Here is a 17,593-nt window from a genome sequence, read left to right on the forward strand (position 1 = left end):
GGGCGGTGCGCGAACGAAGGCTTCGATTACATCGGCAACGTTTTGGAGCCGGCGGCGCCCGGGCGGCTGGCGCGCGATGCCAGCCATGCACAGGCTGCGGCCGACGGCGCATGCGCATACCCCGGCAGACAGGCTCGTTAGACGCTTCACTTTCGGTCGTTTGGGGCATGTACCCCTGGGCAAACACCACGCCTGCACATCGTCACCGCGCATGGCGATAATGCGCGCCATGCCAAACCGCTGGCAACCCAACGTCACCGTGGTGGCCATCATCGAGCGCGACGGGCGCTTCCTGCTGGTCGAGGAGGCCACGTCCGACGGCCTGCGCCTGAACAACCCGGCCGGCCATCTCGACCCGGGCGAGTCGCTGGAGCAGGCCTGCGTGCGCGAGGTGCTGGAGGAAACAGCCCACGACTTCGCGCCGCAGTCGCTGGTGGGCGTGTACATGACGCGCTTCACCCAGACCCGCACCGGCCACGACACGACGTATGTGCGCTTCAGCTTCGCGGGCAGCGTGGGCCGGTTCCATGGCGCGCGCGTGCTCGACGAGGGCATCGTGCGCACGCTCTGGATGAGCTACGACGAGATCCGCGCCAGCGTGGAGCGCCACCGCAGCCCGCTGCTGCTGCGCGGCATCGACGACTACCGCGCCGACCGCCGCTTCCCGCTGGACCTGCTGCGCACCGATGACTCGGTGTTCGCGCCGGCCGCGCTGGCGGCCTGAGCGTCTTCCTCCTGCGCCGTTGCCGCCAGGTACCTGCGCAGGTAGCGCCCGGTGTGGCTCGCCGGGTTGGCGGCCAGCTGCTCGGGCGTGCCCGCCCCCACCACGGTGCCGCCGCCGGCGCCGCCCTCGGGGCCCATGTCGATGAGCCAGTCGGCGGTCTTGATGACGTCGAGGTTGTGCTCGATCACGACGATGGTGTTGCCGGCCTCGCGCAGCTGCGCCAGCACGTCGAGCAGCAGCGCGATGTCGGCGAAGTGCAGGCCGGTCGTCGGTTCGTCGAGGATGTAGAGCGTGCGGCCGGTGTCGCGCTTGCTCAACTCCAGCGCGAGCTTGACGCGCTGCGCCTCGCCGCCCGACAGCGTGGTCGCGGCCTGGCCGAGGCGGATGTAGGACAGCCCCACGTCCAGCAGCGTCTGCAGCTTGCGCGCGATCGCCGGCACCGGCGCGAAGAAGGCGGCGGCGTCCTCGACCGTCATGTCGAGGATCTCGGCGATGTTGCGGCCCTTCCACTGCACTTCGAGCGTCTCGCGGTTGTAGCGCTGGCCGCGGCAGACGTCGCAGGGCACGTAGACGTCGGGCAGGAAGTGCATCTCGACCTTGACCACGCCATCGCCCTGGCAGGCCTCGCAGCGCCCGCCGGCCACGTTGAACGAGAAGCGGCCGGGGCCATAGCCGCGCTCGCGCGCCATCGGCACCTCGGCCATCAGCTCGCGGATCGGCGTGAACAGGCCCGTGTAGGTCGCCGGATTGCTGCGCGGCGTGCGGCCGATCGGCGACTGGTCGACGTTGATGACCTTGTCGAACTGCTCCAGCCCCTCGATCGCGTCGAACGGCGCGGGCTCGGCATGGGCGCGGTGGATCTGGCGGGCCGCGGCGGCATGCAGCGTGTCGTTGACCAGCGTGCTCTTGCCCGAGCCGGAGACGCCGGTCACGCAGGTCAGCAGGCCGACCGGGATCTCGACCGTGACGTTCTTCAGGTTGTTGCCGCGCGCACCGACGATGCGGAGTATGTTCTCCGAACGCGCATGGCGCATGCGCGGCACGGTGATACTCTCCACCCCGCTGAGGTAGCGGCCGGTCGGTGAGCCGGGCGTGGCGGCCACCTCGTCGCAGGTACCCTGGGCCATCACCTGCCCGCCGTGCACGCCGGCGCCCGGGCCCATGTCGATCACGTGGTCGGCCGCGCGGATCATGTCCTCGTCGTGCTCCACGACGAGCACGCTGTTGCCGAGGTCGCGCAGGTGCTGCAGGGTGCCGATGAGGCGGTCGTTGTCGCGCTGGTGCAGGCCGATGCTGGGCTCGTCGAGCACGTACATCACGCCCGTCAGCCCCGAGCCGATCTGGCTCGCGAGCCGGATGCGCTGGGCCTCGCCGCCCGAGAGCGTCTCGGCGCTGCGGTCGAGGCTCAGGTTGTCGAGCCCCACGTCGTTGAGGAACTTCAGCCGCAGCCCGATCTCGCGCACGATCTTGCTGGCAATCTCGGCCTTGGCGCCGCGCAGCTGCAGGCCGTCGAAGTACGCGCGGCTCTCGCGCAGCGTGGCATGACTGACCGCATGGATGGAGCGGGCCTGCGCGCCCTCGCCCACCAGCACCGCGCGCGCCTCGGCCCGCAGCCGGGCGCCGCCGCAATCGGGGCAGACATGGGTGGCGCGCAGCCGCGACAGTTCCTCGCGCACCGCGGGCGAGTCGGTGTCGCGCCAGCGGCGCTCCAGGTTCGGCAGGATGCCCTCGAACGGATGCTGCTTGACGACCGGCTTGCGGCCCTTGCCGTCGAGCGCGTAGCGGAAGGCGATCTCCTCGTCGCCCGAGCCGCGCAGCAGCACGTCGCGCACCTTGGCTGGCAGCGATTCGAACGGCGTGTCGGCGTCGAAGCCATAGTGCTTCGCCAGGCTCTCGACCAGCGCGAAGGCGGTCGCGTTGCGCCGGTCCCAGCCGGGAATGGCGCCGGCCGCGAGGCTCAGCGTGGGGAAGGCGACGACGCGCTCGGGGTCGAACACCTCCTGCACGCCGAGGCCGTCGCAGGTCGGGCAGGCGCCTACGGGCGAGTTGAACGAAAAGAGGCGCGGCTCCAGCTCGCTGATCGACCAGCCGCAGACCGGGCAGGCGAAGCGGGCGTTGAACGCATGCTCGACGCCGGTGTCCATCTCCAGCGCGATCACGCGGCCGCCAGACTCGTCGCCGCCCAGGCGCAGCGCCGCCTCGAAGCTCTCGGCCAAGCGCTGCTGCAGGTCGGGCCGCACCTTCACACGGTCGATCACCACGTCGATGTCGTGCTTCTCGTTCTTCTTCAGCGCGGGCAGTTCGTCGAACGCATAGGTCTGGCCGTCGACGCGGAAGCGCACGTAGCCGCGCGCCTGCATGTCGGCGAAGGTGTCGACGAACTCGCCCTTGCGCTCGCGCGCCAGCGGGCACAGCACCATGAGGCGCGTGTCCTCGGGCAGCGCGAGCACGGCGTCCACCATCTGGCTGACGGTCTGCGCCGCCAGCGGCACGCCGTGCTCGGGGCAGTGCGGCGTGCCGGCGCGGGCGTAGAGCAGGCGCAGGTAGTCGTGGATCTCGGTGACCGTGCCGACGGTGGAGCGCGGGTTGTGGCTGGTGGCCTTCTGCTCGATGCTGATCGCCGGCGACAGGCCCTCGATCACGTCGACGTCGGGCTTGTCCATCAACTGGAGGAACTGCCGCGCATAGGCCGACAGGCTCTCGACGTAGCGGCGCTGGCCCTCGGCATAGAGCGTGTCGAACGCGAGGCTGGACTTGCCCGAGCCCGACAGCCCGGTGATGACCACCAGCCGGTTGCGCGGGATGTCGAGGTCGATGTTCTTGAGGTTGTGGGTGCGCGCGCCGCGGATGCTGATGCGCTGCTCGCGCAGCACCTGCGCGAGGGGGCGGCCGTCTTCGTCTTTGTCGGAGCGGGGTGGGTTCACGGTGCTGCGGCCGCGGGCGGAAGGAAGAAGGTAAACGGGCCATCTTAGCGCTGGCAGTTGCGCCAAGCATCCCAGCGCAATGGTCGGCCTGCCGTTTGGCGGACAATCCGCCATTTCCCCCAGAACAGAGGCCGGCGCGCAGGGTGCAGCCGGCCCCGCTCCGCGACGTGTCCGACCCATCCGCAGCCCTCTCCTCGCCTCCAGACTCCACCGTCATGACCGCGCCGGAGCGCCGCGCCAGCGGCGCGCTGGCGCTGATCTTCGCGCTGCGCATGCTGGGCCTGTTCCTGGTGCTGCCGGTGTTCGCGCTGGAGGCGCGGCGCTACCCCGGCGGCGGCGATCCGGCCCTGGTCGGGCTGGCCATGGGCATCTACGGGCTGACCCAGGCGGTGCTGCAGCTGCCGTTCGGCCTGGCGTCGGACCGGCTGGGCAGGAAGCGCGTGATCGTGGCCGGGCTGGCGGTGTTCGCCCTCGGCAGCTTCGCTGCGGCGGCGGCCGGCAGCGTCTGGGGCCTGCTGATCGGCCGCGCGCTGCAGGGCGCAGGCGCCGTCTCGGCCGCCGTCACCGCGCTGCTGGCCGACCAGACGCGCGACGCGGTGCGCACCAAGGCGATGGCGCTGGTGGGCGCGAGCATCGGGCTGATGTTCGCGCTGGCGCTGGTCATCGCGCCGCCGCTGGCGGCCGCCGGCGGACTGCCGCTGCTGTTCGGGCTGACCGGCACGCTGGCGCTGGCTGGCATCGCCGTCGTGCTCTGGGTGGCGCCGCCCGAGCCGGCGCACCATGCCGACCGGCCGCGCGGGCGCTTCGCCGACGTGTTCCGCCATGCCGACCTGCTGCGGCTCAACGCCGGCGTGTTCATCCTGCACACGGTGCAGATCGCCATGTGGGTCGCGGTGCCGACGCTGCTGGTGCGCGCCGGGCTCGACAAGGCGCACCACTGGCAGGTCTACCTGCCCGCGGTGCTGGCCTCGTTCGTGCTCATGGGCGGCCTGTTCGCGCTGGAGCGGCGCGGCCGGCTGCGCGCGGCGCTGCGCGGCGCGGTCGCGCTGGTGCTGCTGTCGCAGGCCGGGCTGGGGCTGGCCGCCGCCGGCGGGTGGGCGACGGTGGCGCCGCTGGGCGTGCTGCTGTTCGTGTTCTTCTGCGGCTTCAACGCGCTGGAGGCCAGCCAGCCCAGCCTGGTCTCGCGGCTGGCGCCGGCCGCGCTGCGCGGCGCGGCGCTGGGGGTCTACAACACGCTGCAGTCGCTCGGCCTCTTCGCCGGCGGTGCGCTCGGCGGTGCGCTGGTCAAGTGGAGCGGCGCCCCGGGGCTGTTCGCGGCGACCTCGGCGCTGGCGCTGGCGTGGCTGGCCGTGACCTGGGGGCTGCGGCCGGTGGGCCGCTGATACTCCCCTGGCCAGGCCGTTACAGTCGTTGATTACTGTGCGGTGCAAGAGGATACCCCCGTACCCCATGGTGCGGCGGATCGGGCACAATGCCGTGTTCCGGCGTGTGTTCAGCTGCGCCGGCGCAGGCCGTAGTGCCTTTCCTCCTCCATTCTCTACAGGCCCCTTCAGAGCACATCACCATGGCATCCGTCAACAAAGTCATCATCGTCGGCAATCTCGGCCGCGATCCCGAGATGCGCACCTTCCCGAGCGGGGACCAGGTCGCCAACGTCACCATCGCCACCACCGACCGCTGGCGCGACAAGCAGAGCGGTGAGAACAAGGAAGCCACCGAGTGGCACCGCGTGGTGTTCAACGGCCGGCTGGCCGAGATCGTCGGCCAGTACCTGCGCAAGGGCTCGCAGGTCTACGTGGAAGGCAGCCTGCGCACCCGCAAGTGGACCGACCAGTCGGGCCAGGAGAAATTCACGACCGAGATCCGCGCCGACACCATGCAGATGCTCGGCAGCCGCCAGGGTGCCGGCGGCCCGCAGGGCGGCGACGGCGGCTACGACGGCGGCTATGGCAATGGCGGGGGCGGCTACGACAGCGCGCCGCAGCGCCGCGCCCCGGCACCGGCCGCAGCCCGTCCCGCAGCCCCGGCGGCCCGCCCGGCGGCCCCGGCGCCGGCCCAGAACCGCGCGGCTTCGGGCTTCGACGATCTGGACGACGACATTCCGTTCTGAGCGCCGGGCGCCGCCGCCCATCCTCAGCCGCCGGCCGGCGGCGCGAGCGCCTGCAGCAGCACGTCGCGCAGCGTGTCGGACACTTCGCGGCGGTCGTGCGGGCGCCATGCCAGGTGCAGTTCCACCTCCAGGGCCGGCTCGCAGTCCAGCGGCCGGTAGGCCACGCCGCGGTAGCGCAGACCCATGGCCGAGCGCGGCACCAGCGCGATGCCCATGCCGGCGGAGACCAGCGCCAGGATCGAATGGGTGTGGCTCAGCGTGTGCACCGTGTTCGGCCGCACGCCTTCGGCCCGCAGCCGCCCGGCGACCACCTCGTAGAGGTAGCGCGACTCCGAAGGGCAGTACTCGACGAACGGCTCGTTCTCCAGCGCGGCCGGCGGCAGCGTGCGCCGACGCGCCAGCGCATGGCCGGCCGGCAGGGCGACGACGAAGGGTTCACGCACCAGGCAGCGGGCGGCCGCGACGCCGCGCTGCGCGAACGGCCGCACGATGCCCAGCTCGACGGTGCCGGCGCCGATCGCCTCGATCTGGTCGGCCGTCTGCATTTCACGCAGCAGCAGGCGCACCTCGGGCAGCTGTCGGCGCGCCACGTCCATGAGCCGCGGCAGCAGCGCATAGCTGGTGGCCGGGATGAAGCCGACCGTGACGGTGCCCGCATCGGCCCGCAGGGCGCGGCGCGCGGCCAGCACGGCCGCCTCGCTGCGGCGCAGGATGTCTTCGGCCTCGCGCAGAAAGGTGCGCCCGGCCAGCGTCAGCCGCACGCTGCCGCCCGCGCGGTCGAGCAGGCGCACGCCGAGTTCGTGCTCCAGCAGCTGGATCTGGCGCGTGAGCGGCGGCTGCGTCATGTGCAGCAGCGCGGCCGCGCGGCCGAAGTGGAGTTCCGTGGTCACGGCGACGAAGCAGCGGAGTTGGGACAGCTGGAACACGATTCAGAAATTGGATGGCGGCATCGCCTGTTTGGATTGGACGCAGCTGGCGGGCCTGCCTAGAGTTTCCATCCTTCTGCATCCTCCTGCGACGGAGACTTCGTGAGCATTTTCAAAGACGCGGCGCTGCGGCAGGCGCTCGATGGTATTTTCGGCATCCTGGTCACCCCGTTCGACCGGAACGGCGCGTTCGACGCCGGACCGCTCAAGCCGGTGGTGGACGAGGCCATCGCGGCCGGCGTGCATGTGCTGGTGAGCAACGGCAACACCGGCGAGTTCTACGGCCTGGAGGCGCACGAGGCCGAGGCCGCCGTGCATGCGGCGGCCGAGCAGATCGCCGGGCGTGTGCCGCTGCTGGGCGGCGTGGGCCGCAGCGTGCAGGAGGCCCGGGCCCTGGCCCGGGCGTCGCGCCGGGCCGGCGCGTCGGCGCTGATGGTGCACCAGCCGCCGGACCCGTTCGTCGCGCCGCGCGGCGTGGTGCGTTACGTGCGCGAGGTGGCCGAGGCCGGCGGCAGCCTGCCGCTGGTGCTGTACCTGCGCAACGACAACATCGGCCTGGCCGCCGTCGAGGAGCTCTGCCGCATCCCCGAGGTGGTCGGCGTGAAATGGGCATCGCCCACGCCGCTGGTGCTGGCCGAGGCGATCCGCCGCACGGCCGACCGCAACCTCGCCTGGGTCGGCGGGCTGGCCGAGGTCTGGGCGCCGCCGTTCTACGCGGTCGGCGCGCGGGGTTTCACCTCGGGGCTGATCAACGTGCTGCCCGGGCGCTCGGTGGCGATCCACGCGGCGCTGAAGGCGGCGGACTATCCGCTGGCCATGCGGCTGATCGGCGAGATGCTGCCGTTCGAGAAGCTGCGCGCGCAGGAGAACAACGGCGCCAACGTCACCGTGGTCAAGGCCGCGCTGCAGCTGCTGGGCCGCGACTGCGGCGCCACGCGTGCGCCGTCGGCCTGGCCGCTCGGCGACGCGGCCTACCAGCGGCTGCGCAGCCTGCTCGCCGGCTGGGGCCTGCTCTGACGGCGGCGCGCGTCCGTCGCCGCCCCGTTGCCCCCTGATTCCTCCTCCTGCCGCCGCGCCCAGCGCGCGCCGGCCGGCATCGCCACGCCACGACACATTGGAGATAACGCATGATCGTCCGCCGCCGCCTGATCGCCCTCGCCGCTCTGGCACCCTTCGCCGCCCCGGCAGGGGCGCAACCGCCGGCCTTTCCCGCCAGGCCCGTCACCATCATCATCGGCTCCAGCCCCGGCAGCGCCACCGACGGGCTGGCCCGCGCGATCGGGCTGGAGGTGACGAAGGAAACGGGCCAGTCCGTGATCGTGGACAACCGCCCCGGCGCGTTCGGCGGCATCGCCGCGCAGGCCGTGGCCCGCGCGCAGCCCGACGGCTACACGCTGTTTATGACCACCAACACCACGCAGGCCGCCAACCCGCATCTCTACCGCAGGCTGGCCTACGACCCGGTGAAGGACTTCGCGCCCGTGGCGCTGCTGACCAAGGGCTGGCTGGTGCTCGTGACCCATCCGCAGGTCCAGGCCCGGAACGTGGCCGAGCTCGTCGCGCTGGCCAAGGAGAAGCCGGGCAAGCTCAACTACGGCTCGGGCAGCTCGTCGGCCCAGGTGGCCACCGAACTGTTCCAGCAGCTCACGCAGACCAGGCTGAACTACGTGCCCTACAAAGCCAACCCGCCGGCCGTCGTGGACCTGATGGCCGGCCAGACCGATCTGATGATCGTGGACTTCGCGGTCACGCTGCCGCAGATCAAGGCAGGCAAGCTGCGCGCGCTCGGCGTGAGCAGCCCGAAGCGCTCGCCGCTGCTGCCCGACGTGCCGGCGATCGCCGAGACGCTGCCGGGCTACGAGCTCGGCTACTGGAACGCGCTCTATGCGCCTGCCGGCACGCCGGCGCCGGTGGTGCAGCGCCTCAACGACCTGATGCGCCGCGCCCTGGCCTCCGCGGGTGTGCGCCATTCGATCGAGCAGACGGGCATGGAGGTCACGCCCTCGTCGCCCGAGGAGCTGGGCCGCTTCCAGCGCGAGGAGTACGAACGCTGGGGCCGCATCATCCGCACGGCCGGCATCCAGCCGGAGTGAGGATCGCCGCCGCGGCGCAGGGGCGGGGCGGGCGCCGAGGCATCCGGATGGCACGAACGGTCGCGTTCGCCGCGGCACGGGCTAGGATACGGCGCCGCGCCATCGGCGCCTCCTGTCCCTCCATGCCCCTGCCTGCTCCTATGACATCGCTCGATCGCCGCCGCGCCATGGCTTTTCTGGCGGCGGCCGGCAGCTGCTGCCGGCCTTCTTCCGCCGCCGCTGCGGGACCTTCGCCCTCGGCGAACGGGATGTATGCCGTCGTGGTCGGCGATTCGATTGCGGAAGGGGAGCCCGCAGGGAAAGGGCGGCTGAACATGATGGGCCGCTTCGTTCCCGACCTCCTCTCCCGTCCGGGCCAGCTGTCCTACGAATTGGCGCAGCGTTCCGGCGTGTTCCACTACAACCACGGCATGGGCGGCCAGGGCTGCGCCCTCGTGCGCGCACGATGGCGCCGCGATGTGCTGGCGGAGGAATCCGATCCGCTCGACGGCCGCGGCCCGCGCACGCTGCCGGCCGGCACCCGGCCGGTGCTGGCCTATCTGCATGTGGGCATCAACGACGTGGCCTACAGCGTGCCGCTCCAGCAGATGCAGGACGCCTTCCTGTATTTCGCGGCTTCCACCGCCCGGCACGGCATCACGCTGGTCGTCGACAACATCGGCGCCTTCCAGGGCATGCACGGCGCCATGCTGGAGCAGGCCCTGGCTTTCAACGCCTGGCTGCGCGACACCCTGGTGCCGCGGCATCCTCACATGGCCTGGGTCGATTACGCCGACTGGTCCACCGGCGGCTCGGGCGACCTGGGCCGGCCGGCCGAAGGCCGGCTGGTCGACGGACTGCATCCTTCGGCCCGCGGCTATGCCGATTTCGCGCGCTACGCGTGCCAGCGCCTGTCGCTGCCGGCAACCGCCGCGCTGCGCTATCGCTAGCGGGTCAGACCGTCGCCAGCGCCTCCCACTGCTGCGCCTCGTCCTGGACCGGCCGCTGGAGCGTTCGCTCGGGAATCTCCCAGATGATCAGGCGCGGCGGCGTCTGGCGCCACGCAGGCCCGGCGAAATAGGCGGCAGCGCCGCCGGAGAAGTTGCCGCCGTCACGGCCGAAGTTCGCCACGGGCGTGCGCAGCGCATGGGCGAGAAAGCCGGCGAAGCCGGCATTGCGCGAAAACGAGGTGCCGAGCAGCGCCGTGCGCGGCAGGCCGGCGTCGCCGAACAGATCGTCCTCGGTCGCCGTGCCGCCGGTGCCGGCGCCGACAGCGTCGAAGCGCACGGCCCGCGCCGTTTCGGCCTGCGGCTGCCAGCGCAGCGGCAGCCTGTCGATGCCGGCCAGGCGCACCAGATCGCCGGGGCGCACGGCAGCCGGCTCGCGCACGATCTCGTACGACTGCGGCGGCGCGGGCTGCCAGCCCTGGGCGCGCACCGCCCGGGCGACGGCTTCGGCCGCGCGCTGGGCGCCGTCCTCGTTCCAGTGGGTGTCGGTGCGGAAGAAGGCGTCGGTGCCTTGCTGCTGCAATGCCGCGAGCGCGGGCGCGAGGTCGACCGCCGGCACGCCGGCGGCGCGCAACGTTTCCATCCAGCGCTGCACGCGGCCGTCGAACGCTGCCGCACGCCGAAGGCCGCAGAGCCGGTCGTGCGCGATGCGGCTCTTGTCGGGAACCACCGCAACCAGGAGGTGGATGCCGCGGTGCTGCAGTGCCTGGTGCAGCCGGGCGACCACCTCGGCGCGCCGGCGTGCATGGGTTTCGCCGTCCGGATGCGGCATCAGCTCCTCGGCCAGGAACAGCCAGCCCGGGCAGCCCTGCCGCACCTGGGGCCCGAGGTCGCGCAGCAGCAGCCAGCCGGCCGCCCGTTCGGCGTCGGCCGCGATGCGCGCCGGCGGCGCCTGGCCCAGCGCATCGGCGACGCCGCGCGTGGTCCGGCCGTCGAGGAATGCTTCCCGCGTGACGGGCGCAGGCAACAGGTCGAGCTGCCCGGTCGCCACGGCCCAGGCGGTGCCGGCGAGCCCGGCGGCCAGCGTCAGCAGCAGCACGACGCCTGCCGCCGCCGTGGCGGCGCGCGGCGCCGCAGGCGGCGGCGGGGCAAACGCGTCGGAGGAAGAGGCCATGGTCAGAACACGTTTTCAGAACTGGAAGTACAGGAACGGCACGGCGCCGCGGCTGGCGATCAGCGCGAAGGAGGCGAGGAAGGCCGGCAGCGGCCACAGCACCGCGACCGCGGCGAGCCGCCGGCCGGCACGGGCGGCCAGCCGTGCGCCCACGGTGGGCCAGAGCACGCAGAACACGCCGAGCGCCGCGGCCACGCCGTGGGCCGGCCGCAGAGTGGCATGCAGCACGTCGCCGAGGGCCAGGCCCTGCAGCCCGAACTGGCCCGCGTACATGCGCAGCGCCACCTGCAGGTCGGGTGCGCGGAACAGGGTCCATGCCAGCATGACGAACACCAGCGTCGCGGCGCGGGCCAGCCAGGGCGGCACCGGTGCGCGGTCGCTCGGCCAGGCGCGTGCCAGGCAGAGGGCTGCGCCATGGGCCGTGCCCCAGAGCACAAAGTTCCAGCTGTCGCTGCCGTGCCAGAGCCCGGCGATGGCCATGGTCAGCAGCAGATTGCGGTAGGTGGCCCGCCGGCCGCCCCGGTTGCCGCCGAGCGGAATGTAGAGGTAATCGCGGATCCAGCTCGACAGCGACAAGTGCCAGCGCCGCCAGAAGTCCTGGATGCTGCGCGCCAGGTAGGGATGGTGGAAGTTCTCGGGGAAGTGGAACCCCAGCATCTGGCCGATGCCGATGGCCATCGCGCTGTAGCCGGCGAAATCGAAGAAGAGCTGCAGCGTGTAGGCCCCGCAGCCGATCCAGGCATCGGCCAGCGAGGGGGCGGCCTGCGCGAACACCGCGTCGGCCACCGGCGCCAGCGTGTCGGCGATCAGCACTTTCATGCTCATGCCGATCATGAAGCGGCGCGCGCCGGCGGCGATGCCGTCCCAGCCGAAGCGCCGCGCCGCGATGTCGTGCTGGACCCAGGCGTAGCGGATGCTCGGGCCGGCGATAAGCTGGCCGAACATGGCCTTGTAGGCCGCGAAATCGACGAAGCTGCGCTGCGCCGCCACCGTGCCGCGGTAGACGTCCACCAGGTAGGAGATCGCCTGCAGCACGATGAACGACAGCCCGATCGGCAGCGCCACGCGCTGCCAGGGCAGCGGTGCGGCGCCGGCCCAGCCGAGCGCGGCGTTCAGCGTATCCGCCAGCAGGTTCGCGTACTTGTACCAGCACAGCGTGCCGGCCAGCACCACGATCAGCGCGGCCAGCAGCGACCGTGCGGCACGGCGGTTCGCCGCCGCGGCAGCGAGCCCCAGCCCGCCGAGCCAGGTCAGCACCGTCAGGCCGATGAACAGCAGCAGGAAGACCGGGCTCCACCAGCCGTAGAACACCCAGCTCGCGCCGAGCAGCACGGCGTTGCGGCCGCCGCGCGGGCTCAGCGCATAGACGGCCAGGAACAGCGGGAAGAAGAGGAGCAGGAACTCGAGGGAGGCGAAGACCATGGCGAGGGGCGCGGCGCGCGGCCACCGGCAGCGCCGCAGGCGCTGCGGGCCGGTGCCGCAGGTTCATCGTGCGATGCTGTCGACGGTGAAAATCAGGCGCGACGGCCTTGCCCCCGCAGGCACGAGCAGCAGGCTGTAGCGCTCGCCCGCCTTCAATGCCCCGAGGTCCACCGGGGCGCCGCGCGGTTTGCCTTCGCAGGTGGCCTGCACGGCCAGGGACAGGGGGTTCACCATGCGCCGCTGCACCGTCCTGTCAGCCACGCCCTTGAAAAGCGCCACGGCCCGGGCCGCGGTCTCCAGCCCCGCACCCTTGCAGGCGGCGTCGAAGTTGTAGAAGGCGATGCTCGACTTGAGCGCATTGAAATCGTCCGGAGATTCGCTGACCACGGAGGTCGCGATGCTCTTGCCGTCGGCGCCCGGCAGGGCCAGCACGGTGGCAAAGGCGCTGGGCGCGGTCTGGACGCTGACCTTGCCGACCTTGCCGCCACCCTCGAAGCTTCCTGCGATGGTGGTGCCGGGCTTGACCGGGAGGTATTCGGACACCGGCTTGTCGGCCGGCAGCGCCAGGCGGGCCTTGCCCGACACCACGTCCAGCCGCTGCGGCGTGGCGTTGACGAAGCGCACGAAGGCGGCGTCCTGCGCGGGGCCGGTGTCGTACAGGGCGGTACCGGCGGCCTGGGCCGCCGCGCAGCCGGCAGCCGTGATGGCCATCAGGGCGAGGTGCTTCATTTCTTCTTCGCCACGGCGGGGGATTCGGCGATGGCCTTGACGAGCGCCGCGCCCCATTGCTTGTAGCCCGAGTCGGTGAAATGCTGGCCGTCGACGGTGCGCCACTGCCCCGGCTTGGACATGGTCGTCGAATCGATGTAGCTGCAGGGCGCGACGTTGGAGGCCAGGAAGGTCGCGACCGTCTTCACGCCCTCGTAGGTCTTGCCGAACTTTCCGCCTTCGGTGCCCCAGGCCGGCCCGACCCAGACGCAGGCGGCGCCGGAAGCGGCGATGTCCTTGGTCAGGGCCGACACCTGCTGGTAGGCCCAGGCGCGCGGATAGGTGGGCGCCTTATAGCCGCCGATGGTGTCGCCCTGCACGACCACGATCAGGTCGATCTTCTCCTTGGCGATCACGTCCTTCACCGGCTGGGTGGCGGCGGCCGAGCCGATGTACTTGATCGGGCCGTCGTTGACGCGGTCGGCGCCGCCACAGTGGCTTTGCTTGACGGTGGTCCAGTCGCCCGGGACCGAACCGCAGACGCCGATGCTGTGGACCTTGGCGCCCGCCTGCACCAGCGGCAGGTGCAGCGAGTCGATCAGATAGCCGGCATTGGACATGTGGCTGTCGCCGATGATGAGGATGCTGAGTCCAGCGAGGGTGGCAAGCATGAAGGTCCTTGGATCGTCTTGGCTAGCGCGTCAGGCGCTCGGGAGTGGAGCCGGAACCCGCGGACTCCGGGGTGGCGAGGGAGCGCGGCGAGCGCGCCGGGGCGGCGAACGGGTTGTCCGCCGGGAAGGAATCGGCCGGCAGGCCATGCCCGGAGGCGTCCGGCGAGGCGGACAGTGCCGGGTCGCGGGCCTTCACCGCTTCGGCGGCGCGGCTCAGGTAGGCCACGGCTTGGCCGGGCTTGCCCTGCGCGCGCAACAGGCGTCCGCGGGATGCGAGGACGTCCGGGTGGCGCGGCGCAAGCGTCTCGGCGCGGGCGATGTACTGCTCTGCACCGCGGAAATCGCGCTGCTGGATGGCGAGGCCTGCAGCGGCCGTCAGGCTGCCCACGTCGTCGGGAGCGCGCGCCAGGACATCGCGGTAGATGGCGCGGGCCTTCTGCGGCTGGCCTGCGTCGTTGTACATGCGCGCCAGCAGGCCTAGCGGCACCGGATCCTGCGGCGTCTCGACCAGCAGCGGATGCAGCAGTTCGTAGCCTTCGGCCAGCCGGCCCAGTTTGCGCAGGGCCTCGGCCTGGCGCACCACATAGGCCCGGCGCAGGGTTTCCAGGCTTTCCCGGTCGTCGCTGTCGAGCTGGCCGGCCTGCGACCGCGCCTGCAGCTGGCGCAGCACGTCGGCCAGGTTGCGGTCGTCCCCGGCAGCCAGCAGCACCTCGGCATAGCGCAGCTGCAGGCCGATGGTGGCGGCGGCACGGGCCGGGACGCGGGCCGAGCGCTCGATGGCGCTGCGCAGCAGCGTGCGCGCCCGTTCCGGTTCGCCCAGGTCCACGTAGCCCTGCGCAATGATGCCCAGCAGGTCGGGGTCGTCGCCCACCCGGGTGCCGAGCTGCGACAGCAGCGCAGGGGCATCGGCGCGGCGGCGGGCGTCACCTGCCAGAGCCAGGGCCTGGTCGGTCTGCACGTGGACCACGGCGCTGCGCTGCAGGCTCGCCATGGCCGCGGTGCGCTGGCCCGGCGGCACCCGCTCCAGCAGCTGCACCACGCCGGGCCAGTCGCGCAGGTTGCCGCGCAACAGGGCGGTGGTGTAGATCACGTCCGGCTCGCCCGGATGGCGCTCGAGCAGCGATTCCATGCGCTGCCGGGCGTCGGCGCGCGCACCGGTGCGCAGGTCCAGGCGGGCCAGTTCGAGGCGCATCCAGGGGTTGTCGGGCTGCAGCGCGACGGCTTTGCGGAACTGCTCGCGGGCGGCGGCGTCCTGGCCGCGCTTCATCGCCAGGCGGCCTGCGCCGATGGCCTGCTCGGCGCGCAGCCGGTCGACGTCGAGGCTCGCGCGTTGTTCTTCCGTCAGGTTCTCGATCAGCGCGAGCGCTTCGTCGCCACGGTCCGTGGCCGACAGCACGGCCACCAGGCCGTTCATGGCGAGCTGGTCGTCGGGCACGCGGGCCAGCACCGAGCGATAGATGCGCTCGGCCTCGGAAAACTGCTTCTGGTCGGCGTAGACGCCGGCCAGCCGGTTCTCGGCATTGGTGTCTTCCTCTTCCAACGTGATGGCGCGGGCCTGCTGCAGGATGCGCTCGGCTTCGCCGTAGCGCCGGGCCTCGCGGGCCGCAGCAGCCTGCTCCAGCAGTTCCCAGTAGGTCACCGTGTCCTGCAGGATCTTCCAGCCTTCCTGGCCGTCGAGGCGGAAGGCTTCCTCGGCATGGCGGCGCGATTCGGCGAAACGCTTCTGCCGAAATCGCAGCAAGGCCATGCCGCCCACCGCATCGGCGAAACGGGGGTTGATCGCGAGGGCCGCGGAAAACTCGGCGTCGGCCTTGTCGTAGTTCCCGTTCTGGATCTCCGCATTGCCGTCGGCCGTGTGCAGCGCCTCGGGCGCGAGCCTCTTCGGCGCGTCAGCCGCCGGCGCGTCGCCGGCCCTGGCATTCCTGGCCGCAATGGCACCCCGTCCCGGCAGCTTGCGGCCGCGCCCGGCGAACTGTTCGCGGATGTCGGTGTCGTCGGGGTTGGCCGCCAGGTATTCGCGGAACAGGCCGGCATACGCGGCAGGCGGCGGGGAGCCCAGCCAGCCGAGGGCTCCGCGCCATTGTTCGGTGGCCTCGCCGCCGATGTCCTGGCGCTTGGACAGCGCGGCCAGCGCCCGCATGGCATCGAGCCGGCTGCCGGGCGACTGCAGGCGCAGGCTGGCGATGGTCAGCGCGATCTGGCTGTCGCCCGGATAGAGCCTCTGCATGCGCCGCAGCTCCGCCAGCGCCTCGTCGCGGCCCGCTGGCGTGTAGCCCAGCACCGAGTAGTACTCTACCGCCATGCGGCCGCGCGGCTCACGGCCCTTGAACAGGGCGCGGTATTTCTGCACCGCCTCTTCCAGGCGCTTCTCACGCACCAGGATGCGGGCCTGGTCCAGTTCGGCCTGGCTGGCGGGCGTGGCCACGTCGACGTCCTGCTGCAGCTCCAGCAGCTCGGGACTGCCGGGGTGTGCGGCACGCAGCAGGTCGAGATAACGGCGGGCCTCGTCGGGCTTCCTGGCGTCCAGCGACAGCCGGCCCAGGCGCAACAGGGCTTCGGCGTTGCCGGGATCGACGGCCAGCAGTTTCTTCCAGGCCTCGGCGGCACGGTCGGGCTGACGGTCCTGCCAGTAGCGGCCCTGCTGCCGCAGCGTGGCGGCGGCCGCGGGCGACGGGGGCGCTGCAGCAGGTGCGGCCTGCGCCAGCGCGACGCCGTGCCCGCACGCCAGCAGCCAGGCTGCGGCGATCAGCGAACGGATAGGGCTGCTTCGCATGGCGTTTTCGAGGCCGGCACGAGGGCGCCGGCCCGGGAGAACCGGTAGCGCCCGTCCAGCCATCCCAGGCCGAACAGTGAGAGCACGATGTCGTAGTAGGGGGGCTGGCGCTGCTGCACGTTCTGCGGCAGAAGCGCCTGCTGAAGTCCGTCGACGGCGCGCTGGCGTTGGCGCGCCAGCACCTCTGCGGCGCCGGCGGCGCGCAGCATCGGCAGCATGGCGGCCGAAAAGCCGAACGGCCCCCTGCCCTGCGTGACGCCGGTCGAGACGGTGACGGATTCGGGCGGAAAGCCGTCGGCCACGGTCGTCCGCAACTGGCCGCGCAGCGCCGCGCGCATCGGCTTCGCCAGCGCATCGGAGCCCGGTGTGACGCCGGCCCACAGGTAGGTGCGGATGGCGTCGTAGCTGCCGACGTCGCCTTTCTCGGGGTGTTTGCCGAAGCTGCCCTGGCCCGCCGCATCGAGCGTGAAGGAGGCCCAGTCCGGCGCGAAGCCCGAGGGCCGGGTCACGGCGTCGTAGAGCGTGGCGGTGTTGCGCGCCACCGCGCCCCAGGGGCCGGCCGGCGACGCGGCCTCCAGGCGGCGCAGCACCGGCGGCGGCTGGTAGCTGGGATTGAAGATCCAGCGATCGGGACCGGTGTGGACGAAGCCGGCTTCGCCGGGCAGAAGCATCGGGCCCAGCCCGGGCACGTCGGCAACCTCGCGCTTCTCGATCTCGGCCAGCAGCAGGCGGGCGTCGCATTCGTAGGCGGGCGCCTTCCACAGCCGCGCCGCTTCCAGCAGGGCATAGGCCATCCACAGGTCGGCGTCGGAGGCGGAGTTGCCGTCCAGCACCCGCCACGTGCCGTCGGGCGCCAGGCCCCACCGCCAGGCCGGGAGCCGCCCTTGCACCTGCCCGCCCATGAGGTTGTTCACCGTCCAGCGCCAGAGACTGTCGAAGCGCTCCCGGTCGTTGGCCACCAGTGCGAAAAACATGCCGTACGACTGTCCCTCGGACGAACTGTGCTTCTGCGGCGTGCTGGCATCCAGCACCCGGCCGTCGGCCTGCACGAAATGGCGGAGGAAGACATGCCACAGCGGCCACGGCGCCGCGCAGCCCGGCGCCGCCCAAGCTGCCGGACAGGCGGCGGCAGACAGCATGGC

General features: G+C 72.0%; 14 protein-coding genes. 6 read left to right on the plus strand and 8 right to left on the minus strand.

The window, feature by feature from the left end:
* The first annotated feature begins 229 nt into the window (after positions 1-229).
* The gene (locus GAK38_RS00275; RefSeq protein ID WP_325340406.1) at positions 230-724 is read left to right on the plus strand and encodes an NUDIX hydrolase; all 495 of its coding nucleotides are present in this window, start codon (positions 230-232) and stop codon (positions 722-724) included.
* On the opposite strand, the gene uvrA is transcribed toward GAK38_RS00275, so the two are convergent.
* Positions 643-3,648, minus strand: a complete 3,006-nt coding sequence (gene uvrA, locus GAK38_RS00280; protein ID WP_325340407.1) for an excinuclease ABC subunit UvrA — start codon at positions 3,646-3,648, stop codon at positions 643-645. The two genes, GAK38_RS00275 and uvrA, sit on opposite strands and share 82 nt — an antisense overlap.
* A 215-nt stretch (positions 3,649-3,863) precedes the next feature.
* On the opposite strand from uvrA, the gene GAK38_RS00285 reads away from it, so the two are divergent.
* Positions 3,864-5,030 (plus strand): MFS transporter, encoded by a 1,167-nt coding sequence (locus GAK38_RS00285; RefSeq protein WP_325340873.1) that lies wholly within the window; start codon positions 3,864-3,866, stop codon positions 5,028-5,030.
* Positions 5,031-5,212: 182 nt separating this feature from the next.
* Positions 5,213-5,758: a single-stranded DNA-binding protein gene (gene ssb / locus GAK38_RS00290; protein ID WP_325340408.1), complete on the plus strand. Its 546-nt coding sequence runs from the start codon at positions 5,213-5,215 to the stop codon at positions 5,756-5,758.
* 23 nt (positions 5,759-5,781) lie between these two features.
* Here ssb and GAK38_RS00295 read toward each other — a convergent pair whose 3' ends face one another.
* Positions 5,782-6,684, minus strand: a complete 903-nt coding sequence (locus tag GAK38_RS00295) for a LysR family transcriptional regulator (protein ID WP_443089136.1) — start codon at positions 6,682-6,684, stop codon at positions 5,782-5,784.
* Positions 6,685-6,786: 102 nt separating this feature from the next.
* Here GAK38_RS00295 and GAK38_RS00300 point away from each other — a divergent pair, with 102 nt between their 5' ends.
* From GAK38_RS00300 to GAK38_RS00310, 3 genes are all read left to right on the plus strand, one after another.
* Positions 6,787-7,701, plus strand: coding sequence for a dihydrodipicolinate synthase family protein (locus GAK38_RS00300; protein ID WP_325340410.1), 915 nt, complete (start codon positions 6,787-6,789; stop codon positions 7,699-7,701).
* Positions 7,702-7,811: 110 nt separating this feature from the next.
* Positions 7,812-8,777, plus strand: a complete 966-nt coding sequence (locus GAK38_RS00305) for a Bug family tripartite tricarboxylate transporter substrate binding protein (RefSeq protein WP_325340412.1) — start codon at positions 7,812-7,814, stop codon at positions 8,775-8,777.
* Between the two features lie 248 nt (positions 8,778-9,025).
* Positions 9,026-9,706 carry an SGNH/GDSL hydrolase family protein gene (locus tag GAK38_RS00310; protein ID WP_325340413.1) on the plus strand — a complete coding sequence of 227 codons (681 nt, stop codon included), beginning with the start codon at positions 9,026-9,028 and terminating at the stop codon, positions 9,704-9,706.
* Positions 9,707-9,710: 4 nt separating this feature from the next.
* Here the strand turns inward: GAK38_RS00310 and GAK38_RS00315 are convergent, their stop codons facing one another.
* The 6 genes from GAK38_RS00315 to bcsZ all read right to left on the minus strand — a co-directional run bounded on the left by GAK38_RS00315 (position 9,711) and on the right by bcsZ (position 17,590).
* The gene (locus GAK38_RS00315) at positions 9,711-10,877 is read right to left on the minus strand and encodes an alginate O-acetyltransferase AlgX-related protein (RefSeq protein ID WP_325340414.1); all 1,167 of its coding nucleotides are present in this window, start codon (positions 10,875-10,877) and stop codon (positions 9,711-9,713) included.
* A gap of 15 nt (positions 10,878-10,892) precedes the next feature.
* Entirely contained in the window at positions 10,893-12,299 is a 1,407-nt protein-coding gene (locus GAK38_RS00320) for an MBOAT family O-acyltransferase (RefSeq protein ID WP_325340416.1), read from the minus strand.
* A 63-nt stretch (positions 12,300-12,362) separates the two neighbouring features.
* On the minus strand, positions 12,363-13,028 hold the full coding sequence (locus GAK38_RS00325) for an alginate O-acetyltransferase AlgF (RefSeq protein WP_325340417.1): 666 nt from the start codon (positions 13,026-13,028) through the stop codon (positions 12,363-12,365).
* Entirely contained in the window at positions 13,025-13,678 is a 654-nt protein-coding gene (locus GAK38_RS00330) for an SGNH/GDSL hydrolase family protein (RefSeq protein WP_325340419.1), read from the minus strand. Before GAK38_RS00330 ends, GAK38_RS00325 begins: the two co-directional genes overlap by 4 nt.
* Before the next feature lie 22 nt (positions 13,679-13,700).
* A complete protein-coding gene (locus GAK38_RS00335) occupies positions 13,701-16,451 on the minus strand; it encodes a tetratricopeptide repeat protein (protein ID WP_325340421.1) in 2,751 nt (916 codons plus the stop codon).
* The gene (gene bcsZ, locus GAK38_RS00340; protein ID WP_325340423.1) at positions 16,424-17,590 is read right to left on the minus strand and encodes a cellulose synthase complex periplasmic endoglucanase BcsZ; all 1,167 of its coding nucleotides are present in this window, start codon (positions 17,588-17,590) and stop codon (positions 16,424-16,426) included. The genes GAK38_RS00335 and bcsZ overlap by 28 nt, the downstream gene beginning before the upstream one ends.
* Between the last annotated feature and the right edge of the window lie 3 nt (positions 17,591-17,593).

This window comes from Xylophilus sp. (genome assembly GCA_009914555.1).
GTDB lineage: Bacteria > Pseudomonadota > Gammaproteobacteria > Burkholderiales > Burkholderiaceae_C > WNDY01.

Excerpts from the sequence above, each read along its gene's own strand:
- GAK38_RS00275 (WP_325340406.1), top strand. The coding sequence starts at position 230 with ATGCCAAACCGCTGGCAACCCAACGTCACCGTGGTGGCCATCATCGAG.
- GAK38_RS00285 (WP_325340873.1), top strand. The coding sequence starts at position 3,864 with ATGACCGCGCCGGAGCGCCGCGCCAGCGGCGCGCTGGCGCTGATCTTC.
- ssb (WP_325340408.1), top strand. The coding sequence starts at position 5,213 with ATGGCATCCGTCAACAAAGTCATCATCGTCGGCAATCTCGGCCGCGAT.
- GAK38_RS00305 (WP_325340412.1), top strand. The coding sequence starts at position 7,812 with ATGATCGTCCGCCGCCGCCTGATCGCCCTCGCCGCTCTGGCACCCTTC.
- GAK38_RS00310 (WP_325340413.1), top strand. The coding sequence starts at position 9,026 with ATGTATGCCGTCGTGGTCGGCGATTCGATTGCGGAAGGGGAGCCCGCA.
- GAK38_RS00315 (WP_325340414.1), bottom strand. The coding sequence starts at position 10,877 with ATGGCCTCTTCCTCCGACGCGTTTGCCCCGCCGCCGCCTGCGGCGCCG.
- GAK38_RS00320 (WP_325340416.1), bottom strand. The coding sequence starts at position 12,299 with ATGGTCTTCGCCTCCCTCGAGTTCCTGCTCCTCTTCTTCCCGCTGTTC.
- GAK38_RS00325 (WP_325340417.1), bottom strand. The coding sequence starts at position 13,028 with ATGAAGCACCTCGCCCTGATGGCCATCACGGCTGCCGGCTGCGCGGCG.
- GAK38_RS00330 (WP_325340419.1), bottom strand. The coding sequence starts at position 13,678 with ATGCTTGCCACCCTCGCTGGACTCAGCATCCTCATCATCGGCGACAGC.
- GAK38_RS00335 (WP_325340421.1), bottom strand. The coding sequence starts at position 16,451 with ATGCGAAGCAGCCCTATCCGTTCGCTGATCGCCGCAGCCTGGCTGCTG.
- bcsZ (WP_325340423.1), bottom strand. The coding sequence starts at position 17,590 with ATGCTGTCTGCCGCCGCCTGTCCGGCAGCTTGGGCGGCGCCGGGCTGC.